General features: G+C 72.5%; 12 protein-coding genes and 1 pseudogene. 8 read left to right on the forward strand and 5 right to left on the reverse strand.

What is annotated here, in order from left to right:
• The 3 genes and pseudogenes from D7W79_RS27870 to D7W79_RS27880 all read left to right on the forward strand — a co-directional run.
• Positions 1 to 339, forward strand: a pseudogene (locus D7W79_RS27870) (AAA family ATPase); the annotation flags it as partial.
• Between the two features lie 129 nt (positions 340 to 468).
• Positions 469 to 1,065 (forward strand): globin family protein, encoded by a 597-nt coding sequence (locus D7W79_RS27875; RefSeq protein ID WP_120528430.1) that lies wholly within the window; start codon positions 469 to 471, stop codon positions 1,063 to 1,065.
• A gap of 18 nt (positions 1,066 to 1,083) precedes the next feature.
• Positions 1,084 to 1,839 (forward strand): hypothetical protein, encoded by a 756-nt coding sequence (locus D7W79_RS27880; protein WP_120528431.1) that lies wholly within the window; start codon positions 1,084 to 1,086, stop codon positions 1,837 to 1,839.
• Here D7W79_RS27880 and D7W79_RS27885 read toward each other — a convergent pair.
• A complete protein-coding gene (locus D7W79_RS27885) occupies positions 1,831 to 2,301 on the reverse strand; it encodes an SRPBCC family protein (protein ID WP_120528432.1) in 471 nt (156 codons plus the stop codon). The genes D7W79_RS27880 and D7W79_RS27885 overlap by 9 nt on opposite strands.
• 202 nt (positions 2,302 to 2,503) lie before the next feature.
• Between D7W79_RS27885 and D7W79_RS27890 the strand changes: the two genes are divergently transcribed.
• From D7W79_RS27890 to D7W79_RS27900, 3 genes are read left to right on the forward strand one after another with little or no spacing between them, the layout of a single operon-like run.
• Positions 2,504 to 2,926, forward strand: coding sequence for a bpX5 domain-containing protein (locus D7W79_RS27890; protein ID WP_244222001.1), 423 nt, complete (start codon positions 2,504 to 2,506; stop codon positions 2,924 to 2,926).
• Positions 2,923 to 4,743, forward strand: a complete 1,821-nt coding sequence (locus D7W79_RS27895; protein WP_120528434.1) for an LpqB family beta-propeller domain-containing protein — start codon at positions 2,923 to 2,925, stop codon at positions 4,741 to 4,743. The genes D7W79_RS27890 and D7W79_RS27895 overlap by 4 nt, the downstream gene beginning before the upstream one ends.
• Positions 4,740 to 7,700, forward strand: a complete 2,961-nt coding sequence (locus D7W79_RS27900; protein WP_120528435.1) for a bpX6 domain-containing protein — start codon at positions 4,740 to 4,742, stop codon at positions 7,698 to 7,700. Before D7W79_RS27895 ends, D7W79_RS27900 begins: the two co-directional genes overlap by 4 nt.
• 7 nt (positions 7,701 to 7,707) lie before the next feature.
• On the opposite strand, the gene D7W79_RS27905 is transcribed toward D7W79_RS27900, so the two are convergent.
• Positions 7,708 to 8,391: a response regulator gene (locus D7W79_RS27905; RefSeq protein WP_167497747.1), complete on the reverse strand. Its 684-nt coding sequence runs from the start codon at positions 8,389 to 8,391 to the stop codon at positions 7,708 to 7,710.
• A 189-nt stretch (positions 8,392 to 8,580) separates the two neighbouring features.
• Between D7W79_RS27905 and D7W79_RS27910 the strand changes: the two genes are divergently transcribed.
• Entirely contained in the window at positions 8,581 to 8,841 is a 261-nt protein-coding gene (locus D7W79_RS27910; protein ID WP_120528437.1) for a hypothetical protein, read from the forward strand.
• A 106-nt stretch (positions 8,842 to 8,947) separates the two neighbouring features.
• Complete coding sequence (locus tag D7W79_RS27915) at positions 8,948 to 10,870, forward strand: sensor histidine kinase (protein WP_244222002.1); 1,923 nt, start codon at positions 8,948 to 8,950, stop codon at positions 10,868 to 10,870.
• On the opposite strand, the gene D7W79_RS27920 is transcribed toward D7W79_RS27915, so the two are convergent.
• The 3 genes from D7W79_RS27920 to D7W79_RS27930 form a co-directional block, all read right to left on the reverse strand.
• On the reverse strand, positions 10,864 to 11,244 hold the full coding sequence (locus tag D7W79_RS27920) for a response regulator (RefSeq protein ID WP_120528438.1): 381 nt from the start codon (positions 11,242 to 11,244) through the stop codon (positions 10,864 to 10,866). The genes D7W79_RS27915 and D7W79_RS27920 overlap by 7 nt on opposite strands.
• Before the next feature lie 242 nt (positions 11,245 to 11,486).
• On the reverse strand, positions 11,487 to 12,191 hold the full coding sequence (locus D7W79_RS27925) for a LysM peptidoglycan-binding domain-containing protein (RefSeq protein ID WP_120528441.1): 705 nt from the start codon (positions 12,189 to 12,191) through the stop codon (positions 11,487 to 11,489).
• 238 nt (positions 12,192 to 12,429) lie between these two features.
• A complete protein-coding gene (locus D7W79_RS27930; RefSeq protein ID WP_120528439.1) occupies positions 12,430 to 12,744 on the reverse strand; it encodes a hypothetical protein in 315 nt (104 codons plus the stop codon).
• Positions 12,745 to 12,951: the final 207 nt, after the last annotated feature.

Here is a 12,951-nt window from a genome sequence, read left to right on the forward strand (position 1 = left end):
CTCGTCTACGCGGTGCCCACGAATGAGGCGCAGGCGCTGGCGCGCGACGTGCTGCGCGACGTGCTGTCCGCGTCGGAGAACCCCGCGCTGCCGGCCGCGGCGCTGGAGGCGAGCGCGGGGCCCCTGGCTCGGGCGCGGCGCATCGCGCAGGCGGGGCAGGCGCTGCTGGCGGCCCGGCCGGAGGACGGGAACGCAACGGCCGCGTGGCGGCTCAAGCTGGAGGGCGTGGCGCGCGAGATGGACGCGGGCTTCGCGCCGGAAGCGCTGCCGGAGGCCTTGCGGGAGCTGCGCGGCGCGGTGGCGGCGGTGCTGGCGGAAGTGAACACCCGCGCGGCGTGAAGCGGTCCGGAAGTCCTTCCGGAAATCCGGCGGAATCCAACGCATCCGCGGCTCCGTATTGGTGCTGCCAGCGGGACGGCCGCCTTCGGTGCGGCGTGCCGAAGGCATTCCATCCACGGGAGACACCTCATGCGAAACACCTTCGCGGCGCTGGCCATTGCCTCGGCGGCCCTGCTGGCGGGCTGTGGCGACGATGACGACAACGACATGCCGGACGCGGGCACGACGTACATGCCCACGGGCACGGGCCCGGGCACGTCGCTGCGCTGCACGAGCAGCAACAAGAATGCGTGGGACACCTTCGGCGCGAACGCGTTCGTCGCGGTGAACAAGTCCATCATCGCGAAGACGCTCGCGGAGCTGAAGGGCATCAGCGGCACGGCGAACCTGGGCGAGTCCTTCACCCATATCGGTGATGAGACGAAGGGCCCGGCCTACGCGGACGACGCGGCCACCTTCGAGGGCAAGCTCGCGGCGTTCCTCGTGTATGCCTACGGCGGTCCGGAATCCATCATGTACACGGATGGCAAGACGTACACGGGCCCGCAGAACATGGCGGCGGCGCACCTGGGCATGGCCATCACCAATTCCCAGTACGACTACTTCATCGCGAACATGGTGGTGCCGGCGCTCACGGACAACGGCGTGACGAGCGCGGACGTGTCCTCCTGCTTCGCTCCCATCGTGACGGACGCGGCGTTCAAGGCGTCCATCGTCGGCAAGTAGCCACACCTCGAGGGCACCATGACCCGCTTCGTTCTCACGCGCGCCATGCGCCGCGCGCTGGTTTCCATTGCAGGCGTGGCCGTGCTGTTCACGGCGGTGATGGGCTATGCCCATACGCCGTCTGGCCGGCCGCTGCTGAAGTGGATGGGGATGTCCATGCCCCAGGCCGCGTCCGCGGCGGGGTGCCCGCTGGGGTACGACGTGAAGCAGAGCCCCGAACAGAAGGAGGCCGCGAGGCAGCGCTTCGCGGCCGCCTACCGGGGAGAGAGCGCCGCGCTGGCCCGGCCCGCGCTGGGGTTCGACCTGGAGCAGACGACGCGCGAGGCGCTGCTCGAATGGGCCCAGGCGCACGGGGTGAAGTGCACGGTGCCGCGCAGCCAGGGGGACCTGGACTGCGCGGACGTCCCGGCGTCGCTGTTCCCGGGCCTGAAGCGCGAGGCGGACATCCGGAACCTGTGGGTGACGTTCGGCGCGGACGGTCGGCTGGTGTCGTTGATTGCCGTGAGCCGCGCGGTGGAGGCCGCGCCCATCAGCGCGACGTTCCGCGCGGCGAACGCGACGCTCGCGACGCTGGCGGGCCCGGCCCTGAAGCGGGACGGGGAGGGCAGCGTCGAGGAGCTGAAGCAGGGGCTCTTGCGGCAGGCGAGCGCGGAGTACCGCTTCCAGGACTTCTACGCGCTCACCCGCGTCACCAACATGGGGGACGGGTTCGTGCTGACGGAGGAGTACCGCGCCCTGCCGAAGGTCGCGGCGCGGGAGCTGCCGTCACGCTGAGGCGGGGGACTCCACGTACCGCGAGAGCTTCGCGAGGGACATCCGCCAGCCGAGCTCGTTGTCGGAGGAGGACACGCCGGACGGAAGTCCTTCGTGCACGGCGAGCAGGTCGGTGCCTCCGTCCTGCGCGTCGCTGAGCGTGAAGGTGATGATCATCTCGCCGCGAAGCGCGGGGTCGGAGGTCTCGAACTCGGTGGTCTCGATGACCTGTTCGTCCGGCACGAGCTTCACGAAGCGGCCGTGATGCGTGTCGGTGTGCGCGGTCGTCTTGCCGGCTTCCGTGGGCGCGTCGTAGGTGAGCGAGATGCGGAACGCGCCGCCCTCGCGGGGGTCGAACGCGTGCACGTGGCTGGTCATGCCGTCGGGCACCATCCACGTCGCGACCGCGCGGGCGTCAATCAGGGCGTGGTAGACGCGCGAGCGAGGGGCCTTCACGTGGTGGTGGATTCGCGTCGTGCTCATGCCGGGAGCATGGGCAACGGCCCCGTGCGCTGTACAGCGGGAAGCCGGCGGATTGTCGCGCGTCAAGCCCGCCAGGAGCGCTCACGCCGCTTCGCCCTCGGTGGGAGGCGTTCTAGAGTGCCGGTGTGAGCAACGGGCGCGGGATGCGCGGGAGCAGGGCGTCATGAGGCCGCCACCGGAACCGGCTGTCGCGGGGCTCCCCGTGCGTTGGCGACCGCGAGTCCTGCCCCTGGAGCCCCTGGCTGTGGCGGGCGTGGGGCCCGTGGCGCTCGCGCTGGGACAGCGCGCTTCGCGTGCGGACGATGCGGTGCTGGCGTCGTGGAGCGGGGTCGCGGGGCCGGACGTGCTCGTGCTGCTGGGGCCTTCCGCGTCGCTGCCCTGGGTGGATGGCGCGGTGTACCTGGGACGTGATCCGCTGGCGCCCGCGCTGCTGCTGCCCTGCGCGCTGGAGCCGGACGTGGCGCCTTCGCTGCTGGAGCGTGCGCTGCTGGCGGGGCAGGGAGATGCGCCGCTCGCGGTGCTGCCCGCGTCGGGCGTGCTCGTCTCCGTGGGGGCGGCCAAGGCCGTCGCGCGTGCTTCGCTGACGGCGTGGCTGCCGGCTACGAGCGTGGAGGCCGCTTCGTGACCGCGCTGCCTCCCGCGCTTCGTCCCTGGGCGACGCAACTGGCCCTCTTTCCGGAGGACCTGGCGCAGTACCTGGGGCCGCACGTGGCGCGGCTGTCGGCGGCGCTCGGGACGCTGCGGCCTCGCGGTGAGGCCGAGGGCGGTGAGCCCCAGGGCTATGACGGGCTCTCCCGCCGGGGGAACTTCGAGCGGCTGCTCGTCAGTGAATGGCTCTGGGCCCTGGAAGCGCCGGAGGAGTTGGTGCGCCGCGCGGCGTTCGGCGAGCTGTCGTTCCTCAAGCCCGCGTTCCGTCAGCCACAGGGCGCGCGTCGCACCGTGGTGCTGCTGGACGTGGGACCGGATCAACTGGGCCTGCCGCGCATCGCGCACCTCGCGTTGCTGGTCGTGCTCGCGCGCCGGGCGGAGGCCGTGGGCGCGGCGTTCACCTGGGGCGCGCTCCAGACCGACCCTGCCCGTGCCACCCATACGGGGCTGAGCGGCACGTCACTCCTCGCGTGGCTCGAAGCCCGTTCCCCCACGCCCGCGTCCGCGCCGCACCTGACCACGTGGCGCGAGGCCCTGGACCTTTCACGGACACCCGAGGACGTGTGGCTCGTGGGCTCCTCGCGCCTGGGCCGCCTGGAGGGCGCGGAGGAGATGTCCCGCGTGGAGGTCTCCGAGCCGATGGAGCCCGGCGCGCACCGGCTCACCGTGGACGTGCGGCCCTCGGCGCGTGTGCCGCGTTCGGTGGTGCTGGAGCTTCCCCCTCCGGACGACTGCCTGCGCCTGCTGCGCAACCCGTTCAGCTCGGACCGTGCGCCGTCGGCATGGCCGCCGCGCACGGCTGACCGGCGCATCGTGAAGTTCTTCTTCTCCGGGGAGGGCCGGCGCGTGCTGTTGTTCTCCGCGAATGGCGGCGTCGAAGCGATGGCGGTGCCGCATTCTCCGCGCGCCACCCTGCCCAAGCCCCGGCGCGTGCAGGTGCCTTCCGGTCAGCGTGTCGTCGCGGCGGGATGGCGCTCCAAGGGCGGGTTGCTGGTGCTCGCGCGTCACCTGGGCGCGTACGTCATGCATGGGCAGGTGCATACGCCAAAGGGTTTCCGGAAGGCGCGCTACCACATGACGGATGACCTCGGGCGGCCGGACATCGTGGGAAGCGCGCTGCCGTTGAACCTCTTGAGCTGGGTGGATCCACAGGGGCAGGAGCACCTGTGGTTGAAGGATGGCAAGGACCGGTTGTTCTCACTGGCGCCGCCTACTTCGGTGGGGACCTCGGCGCTCGTGGTGGAAGAGGAGCAGGTCTCCGCGATGGCGGAGGTGAACTCGCGCCCTGTCTGCGTGCTGCGGCCCCAGGGTGGGGGAGCGGGGCAGGCGGTCATCTCGCGGCTCAAGGTGCTGGGCGAGGAGCCGGCCCGCAAGGTTCCACTCAATGCGCGGCAGGGGGAAGCGTACTTCGGCTACTCGCCGTCGGGGGCGCATCCCGATGCGGGGTTGCTCGCGGTGCGTGACAAGGCGCTGGATTGGCGGCTGTTCCTGGACACGGGCGTGTCGGTCCTCCTCGTGCCCGAGGGCTTCCGCGTGGTGGGCGTGGTGCAGCCTCCCGCTGCCGCCCCGTCACCGCCCGGCCTGCTCGCGTTGGCTCCGGATCAACGCACCTTCCACTTCTTCTCGCGAGAGTCTTCACGGGTGCTCGCGGTGGCGAGTGGCCCCGTGGAGCAGGCCGCGGCGAGCCACGGGCAGCCGGTGTTCGGGTGGCTGACGCAGGCGGGTGAGTTCGTGTTGTGGGACCTGATGGAGCAGGCGGTGCTGTACCGCTCCGTTCCGGAGGCCACGCCATGAGTCCCGCGTCCGGAGCCGTGAGTCCCCGTGCCCACGTGCATCGGGGCACCGTGGTGGCGGCGGCCTGGTGGTTCCATCCCGGAACGCTGGGGGAGGCCGAGGCACGCCGCCGCGTGCTGGCGGCGTGGAGGCCCGGCGCCACGGTCTGGGCGCTGGCGGGTGGGCACCTGTTGAAGCTGGCGGCGCCGTGCAGGAGCGCCGTGGAAGCCGCGCCCGGGCTGCCCCTGGTGCTGGAGTCCGGCGTGCTCACCAGCGCGCCGCTGAGCGCGAAGGAGCGCGAACGTTTGGCGCCGCCCGCGGGAGCCGTCGTGCTGGTGCACGCGGGCGTCGCACGGGTGTACGCGCCTGGAGAGCTGCGCCAGGTGGATCCGGGCGCGTGGCTGGACGTGTCGCAGTGGCGGCGCGTGCAGGTGAAGGGACTGGGTGCGCCGCCTCCACCCATGCAGAGCGCGCTGGAGCCACTGCCTCCTCCCACGCGCGAGTGGTTCGGACCGAAGGTGCCCACGCTCGCGCCCGAAGCGGAGCGCATGCTGGCGCGCATGGCCGGGAAGGAAGTCCCGGTGGCGCGAGAGGGCTTCTTCGCGCGGCTGCGCCGGGCCTTCTCAAAGAAGCCCGGTGAAGCCACGCGGACCGTCCGCCGTGGAGGCTTGTCGGCACGGCTGCGCCGGGCCTTCAGCGCATGGCTCGAGAACGCGTCTCCAGGCTTGATGAGAGTGCGCCGGGAGGGAGCGCTCTCTCTCTTGTGGAGCGCGTTCTCCCCAGGTGCCTCCGGTTCAGGCTCCGCGTCCGGTGGCTCGGACACCGGGGCACGGGCGGGCTGGTTCTCACGCCTCCTCGCCGGGATGCGCGGGCGCGGCAATGGCACGGCTTCACGGCAGGGCTCGCTGCCCGCGCCGGACGCCAGCGCCCGTCCCTCGGAACCCGAAGGCCCCGGCGCGCTCGAGCAACTCAAGGCGTGGATGCTCCAGAACACGCCCCTGGGACGACTCGTGGGACAGCGCCAGGGCGACTACCTCCGCCGCCTCTTCGAGCTCTTCGAGGAGGGCAAGCTCGACGAAGCCCTGCGCCATGCCATCCCCCTGGGCAAGGACCTGGACGAACGCGCGAAGCTGGCGCTCGGAGTTCCCGGACCGCGCGAGGAGCTGCGCATCCAGCCTCACGGCCGGAGCGGCGCCGCGCAGGTGTTCGCCAGTGGCCCCGACGTGCTGGCGGCGCTGCGCGAGCGCTACCGCGAGACCTTCCGCCGCCTGGAGCGCGAAGGCCGCATCGACGAGGCTGCCTTCGTCCTCGCGGAGCTGCTGGACGCGACCGAAGAAGCCGTGTCCTTCCTGGAGCGCCACGGACGCTTCCAGCTCGCGGCGGAGCTCGCCGAGGGGCGCAACCTCCCCGCGAGCCTCGTGGTGCGCCAGTGGTTCCTCGCGAAGGACGTGGCGCGCGCGGTGGCCATCGCACGGCGCTCGGGCGTGTTCGCGGACGCGGTGCTGCGCCTGGAGAAGACCCACCCCGCCGAAGCCCAGACCCTGCGCGTGCTGTGGGCGGAGTCGCTCGCGGAGGCCGGCGACTGGGCGCGCGCCGTGGACGCCGTGTGGCCGGTGACCTCCGCGCGCCACATCGCGCGGGCCTGGGTGGACCGCGGCATCCAGGCCGGTGGCGAGAGCGGCGCGAAGCTCCTGGCGCGCCTGGCGCTCGGGTTCCCGGATGGCTTCGGCGCCGCGCGCGAGGACGTCCAGGACCTGCTGTCGGACGACGCTCCCGCGCGCGCCCCGGACCGCCTGGCCTTCGCCACGGAGCTGCTGCGCGAGGACGCCACCGGTGCCCGGGACGCGCTCGTCGTCCCCACGGTCCGCGCGCTGATGCGCGACGAAGCCTCGGACGTCCTCCCTTCCAGCGCCAGGCTCCTCCATCAGCTGCGTGCCCTGAAGGCCCCCGCGGTGGCCGCGCTGCGCACGGACCTGCCCACGCCGCGGCCCTCCCTCCGTCGCCCCTGGACCGAAGCGAACGACCTGCCTCCGGTGCGCGTGTGGATGGACCGGAACGACGCGGGCGCCCACGCCGTGCATGACGCCGTGGTGCTGCCGGGACGGCGCGTGCTGCTCGCGCTGGGGGAAGCGGGCGCGCGGCTGGTGGGCCCGGACGGACGCACGCTCGCGAACTTCGACGTGCCGGCGTTCTCGCTCGTCGTGTCCACGCAGGGAAACCGTGCGCTCGCGCTGGCGCGCCGGGGCGACCTGTGGCGCCTGTCGCGGCTGGACCTGGTGGAGCGCCGGGCCACGCGCTGGTGCGACGCGGAGCTGGACGCGTGGGCCCCCACCTACGACGGGGAGCGGTGGTTCACCGCCGTGCGCGACACCGTGAGCATGGTGGACACGCTCGCCGCCGAGCCACGCTCCCTGTGGCGCGTGTCCCAGGTGGGCGGCACCGTGCTGAAGCTGGCCGTTGACGCGCAGCACCTGTCCTTCCTCGTCCTGCACTTGTCCCTGGGACAGGACTTCGAGCGCCTGGAGCGCTGGAGCTACGTGCTGGCGGGCGGTCCCACCCTGCGCGGGCGCGCGAACATGCCGGACCTGGTGGGAACGCCGGACGCCCTCGCGCTCACTCCCGACGGCGAGGCGGTGGCCGGGCGCATCGCGGTGCCCGAAGGCGCGGGGTTCGGACCCTGGCCGTACATGCCCCCCTTCGCCGCGCGGCGCTTCCACCTGCCGTCCCAGGACGACGAGGATCGCGTGGGCGTGGTGCTCACCTCCGCCTGGCGCGTGCTGCGCTTCCAGCAGGGCGAACTGCACAAGGCCGTCCTGCGCAACCTCGCCGGCCATGCCCGCGCCACGGTGGAGTTCTCCGGCACCCCGCCCCAGGTCGTGCGCCTCACGGAGGAGTGGTGCGCCGTGCACGACCTGTTCGGCCGCGTGGTGTGGCTGGACCTGTCCTCCGGTGAGGTCCACCGCGTGCCGGTGGTGTGAGCGCGCGTCAGGAGTAGCGCAGGTGGCCGGGCACGATGACCATGCTCGCGGTCAGCGTGCAGGCGGCGTCGTCCACCTCCAGCACCACGCGCACGCCCTCCACCGTCACCAGCAGCAGGGGCTGCTCGCTGTGCAGCGCCATCAACCAGGACGACGCCAGCGGCAGCTCCGTGGCGGACAGCTCCGCGGCGCGCAGCAGGTGCACGCGCACCGCGTGACGGACCGGGGCCGGCAGCGCATGCAGCGCGTAGAGCGATTCGTCCGGCAGCCGCAGCGAGTACGGCGTGCGCGGCGGCTCCTGGCGCCCGGGCAGCTCGCGCAGCCGCTCCGCCAGCTCCACCACCAGCGCCTCCGGCTGGGGCGGCTTGCGCAGGAAGCCCGCCACCCCTTGCAGCGGCACCTCCGGCGTGCCGTTCCCCGTGGACATCATCATCACCGTCAGGTGCCGCAGCCGCGCGTCCGTGCGCAACTGGCCGTACAGCTCCCATCCATCCACCCGGGGCATCACCAGGTCCAGCAGGATGAGGTCCGGGTGCTGCGCGCGCGGACGATGCCGCAGCCAGTGCAGCGCCTCCGCGCCGTCGGACACGGACGACACCAGGAAGCCCGCTTCGCTCGCGGCCTGGCGCACGCCTTCCCGCCACGTCCGGTCGTCCTCGACGAGCAACAGGTGACGGACGCCCAGGGCCATCCCTCGATTCGACTCGCTTTTCCTCGGTTTCTTGAAGTGCACCTGGGTCTACCGGGAACCCCAGCGTCACCTGCCCGACAGTGTGCCCCGGCGACTGTTCCCCTCAGACGCTCAGCGCCGGACAGCCTTTGTCACCGCCCCACTGTCATCTTGCAGGTGGGCTGTAGATGCGCACCCTTCGCGGCGCTCATGGCCTACCGCTGCCAGCTGGAACCCCCGGTGGTGCGCACGCTCACGGCGTGTGCGCCCGCCGTGCGCGAGCGCCTTCAAGGGGAGCTGGGGGCGCTGGTCAGCCGGATGCCGTCCCTGCCGGTGACGCCGTCCGGGCGCGAGGGGGCGGCGGTGCTCGCGTGCGGCTTCCAGGTCCGCTACCGCGTGGAGCCGGGCACGGGGCTCCTGCGCCTGACCGCCCTGCGGCCCCTGGGCCTCGTCCGTTCGCCTTCCTCCTGACACGGGGGCAGACGGTCCTTGTGGCAGCGGGAGCGGGAGCCTAAGTCGGTGGGACCCGTTCACTCCGGCTTGCCCCCAAGGCCCTTCGCCCTCGAGTCCGCGCACCGTGCCCCTGTCCCTCGCCGACTTCCTCTTCCAGTCCCGCGACGTCCTCCAGGACGCATGGCTCCACGAAGCGCCCGGCTCCGGTGACACCTTCTCCCACGGGCTGTCCGCGGTGGCGGCCCGGATGGCGAACCCGGACGCGCGCGTCGCCGACGCCCTGGCGCGCGAGCTGTCGCTGCTGGTGCAGGGCTCCGACGGGCACCCCACGACGACGAACTTCCGGCGCCTGCGCGCCACGGTGCTGCGGCTGTGGCGCGAGCGCGGCGGCGCGGGCCCGGACGAGGACGTCCAGGTGGAGCGCTTCCACGACGCCGTGGACGCGGTGGAGGCTGCGGCGCTGGAGGCCCACGTCCAGGCCCGGCTGCTCGCGTCGCGCGAGGCGGCGGAGGCGGCGCGCGAGCAGGGCGCCCCGGACGCGGCGGGCCCCCGGCGCTGGGAGGACATCTTCACGCACCTGGGCGTGGGCGTGGCCGTGATGGGCGAGGAGGACAGCACGTTCGTGGCGGCGAACCCCGCGCTCGCGCGCATGCACGGGCAGACGGCGGAAGCGCTCAAGGGCCTGAAGCTGGAGGACCTGGTGGCGCCCGAGTCCCGCGGCGCGCTGCCCCGGCACATGGCCGCGGCCAGCTCCAAGCCGTTCCACGAATACGAAGCGCTGCACCTGCGCCGCGACGGCAGCCGCTTCCCCGCGTTCGTGCACGTGACGTCCCTGCGGGACGCGACGGGCCGCCGCGTGGGCCGCGCCGCCACGGTGCTGGACATCACCCAGCGCCGTCAGGCGGAAGCCGAGCGGCAGCGCCTGCTGGCCACCATCGAGGCGGAGCGCGCGCGGCTGGCGGCGGTGTTGGATCAGCTCCCCGCGGGCGTGCTCATCGCGGAGGCGCCCAGCGGCCGGCTGCTCCTGGGCAACCGCGCGCTGGAGTCGCTCCTGGGCCATCCGTTCCGGCCCTCGGCCAGCCTCGCGGACTACGAGTCGTCACACCAGATGTTCACCTCGGAGAACGAGCCGCTGCCGGACGACGCGTGGCCCATGGCGCGCGCGCTGCGCACCGGCGAGACGCGCCAGGCGGAGCCGCTCCAGGTGCGCCGGCCGGACGGCACCACCGCGCACCTGCTGGGCTCCAGCGCGCCCGTGCGCGACCGGGACAACCAGATTGTCGCGGGCGTCGTCACGCTGGTGGACGTCACCGAGCGCCGCCGCGCGGAGGAGGCGGCGCGGGAGGCGGCGCAGTTCGGCGAGCGGCTCATCGCCATCGTCAGCCACGACCTGCGCAACCCCCTCAACGCCATCCAGCTGTCCGTCACCAAGCTCCTGCACGGCGACGCGCTCCAGGAGCGCGACCGCAAGGCGGTGTCCCGCATCGCGCGCTCCGGCGAGCGCATGGCGCGGATGATTTCGGAGCTGCTCGACTTCACCCGCAGCCGGCTGGGCGGCGGCATCCCCATCGAGCGGGTGCCCGGCGACGTGCGCATGGTGGTGCGCCAGGCGGTGGAGGAGCTGGAGGCGGCGTGGCCGGAGCGCTCGCTCACGCTGAACGTGGGCCCGGGCCGCTACGACGGCGCCTGGGACGCGGACCGGCTGCTCCAGGTGGTGAGCAACCTGGGCGGCAACGCGCTCCAGTACAGCCCGCCGGAGTCCCCCGTGCGCCTGACGCTGACGGACGCGGACGCGCACGTGGTGCTGGAGGTGCAGAACGGCGGAGACCCCATCCCGTCGGACCTGCTGCCCCGCCTGTTCGACCCCTTCCGGCGCGGCGCGGGCGGCAACACGCACGGCGGCCTGGGGCTGGGGCTCTACATCGTCGAACAGGTGGTGAAGGGCCACGGAGGCCGCATCGAGGTGCGCTCGCGCGCGTCCGAGGGCACCGTCTTCCGCGTCGTCCTGCCCCGCGAGCCGGCGTCGCCCGCGGCCCCGGCTCAGTAGGCGGCGGCTAAGTGCGACTGGGAGCGGAACGGCTCCAGCGCGCGCATCAGGTCGTCCAGGTCCAGCGGCTTGGGGATGGACGCCCGGATGCCCTGGGGCACGGGGCGGGTGGCGCCCGCGCCCGACACGACGATGACGGGCAGGTTCTTGAGGCGCGGCTCCTTCTGCACGCGCTCCATCAGCTCCCAGCCGCTCATCACCGGCATCATCAGGTCCAGCAGCATCACGTCCGGCGTGGGGCCGCGCCGCAGGCGCTCCCAGGCGTGCAGCCCGTTGCCGGCGACCTCCACGGCGAATCCTTCCAGCGTGAGGAACTCCTCCAGCATCTCACGGCTGTCGACATGGTCTTCCACGAGGAGGATGAGGCTTCGCATGGCGTGGGGAAGCCTCCCTCCGTCCGGCCACGTCCGCAAAGGCCCCGTGTCCAGGGAACGTCCAACCCTGGACGCTAGGCCACGTGCAATGTGCGGTCGGCGCCAATCCGGGTGCCCGGGAGGGCAGGCGCCCCCTGGGACACGGGGCCCCCGCCCTCGAAAAGCGGATGGGGCCTCCCCCTTCCAGGCGCCGGAGCGCGGAAGGCGAAGGCCCCACCGGGGACGCACGGCTCCGGGCTGGTTCAGCCCTGGTACTGGTGCACGGACATGATGGGGTAGTTCATCGACGACATGCTGATGCGCTGCGAGCCGTCCGAGTTCACGTTGTTGGAGCCGATGAACTGGGCCTTGCCGTCCTTCCAGCCCGCGAACATCACCACGTGCTGGCCGCTGCCCACCTTCATGCAGACGACGTCGCCGGGCTTCGCGTCCTTCAGGTCCACGCGCTTGAAGTTCGGGTCGCGGTCCAGGTTCCCCTGGAGCGTCATCACGGACGCGCTGTGCTGGCTGTCCTTGATCTGCCCGGCCTGCTCCAGGCACGCGGAGACGAAGTTGGCGCAGTTGACGTTGTTGGGGACCCAGTCCTCCATGTCCGCGCCCACGCCCGTCGTCTCCAGCTTCAGCGAGCCGGCGTTCTTGCCCATGTGCGACATCGCGATGTCGAACGGGCTGCCACCGGGGCCGCGCGTGCCCGGGCCCGCGCCGCCCGGAGGCGCCGTCACGTTGCCCGCGCCGCTGGAGCCGCCGGAACCGCCGCCGCGCACGCCCTGGCCCTGGGTGCCGGGCTCGAAGCTGTCGCGCGAGCCGGGGATGTTCAGGCTCTTGCCCGTGTAGATGAGGTCCTTGTTCTGGATCTGCGGGTTGGCCTTCATCAGCGCGTCCACGGAGGTGCCGTAGCGCTTGGCCAGACCAGAGAGGGTGTCGCCAGATTGGATGCGGTAGCTCATGGGGGGCTCCGGGAAGGGGAGCAGTGACCCGACCTCGGTCACCGGCTGCGATTGATTCCATTCTCGGCATTCAAGAACCCAGGTTGCGTCCCCACCTGCTTTTCACTCCAGGCACGCACATGGGGCGCACCAGGCGCACCCGGAGCGGAATCCCGGCCCCGAAACAGCCGCGCACCGGCGACAGGCCCCCCGGTGGGCCGCCCGGGAAGTCCTGTCGCGGTGCGCAATTTCCGGGGATTTATCGGCTCTGGCCGTCGTGCTTCTGGCGGGCGATGCGGCGGCTGAGGGCGTCCTGCTTCGCGTCGATGCGGGCGCGCTCGGCGGCGTCCAGGTGGCCGTCGTCCCGGCGGTCCTGGCGGATTTCGCGCTGGACCGCGCGGTGCTGGCGCTCCAGGCGCACGGCCTCGCGGCCCGTGAGCTCGCCGCTCTTCACGCCCTGGTTGATGCGCTGCTGCTGGTTCACCTGCCGCTTGTCGGCCTCCGCGGCCACGGCCGGCAGCGCCACCGTCAGGCCCAGCACCGCCGCGAGCATTCCCAGTCCGTTGCGCTTCATGGGGTCTTCTCCTCGTTGTGCGCGGGCGTTGGTGCCCAGCGCGTCTGCGTTGAGGAAATGAACCCGGGATTCGCGCGGTGGTTGCGGGGCGTGTGCTTAACGGGGTGCGTCCAGGTGGGTGGGCCTTATGAAAGGGGAAACATTCCGAGGGGATGGCGGCGTGCGCCACGCTTGAATGGGTGGGAGGGCCCGCGCATGGTGGCGGGG

It is taken from the genome of Corallococcus exercitus, from assembly GCF_003611585.1.
Taxonomy (GTDB): Bacteria; Myxococcota; Myxococcia; order Myxococcales; family Myxococcaceae; genus Corallococcus; species Corallococcus exercitus.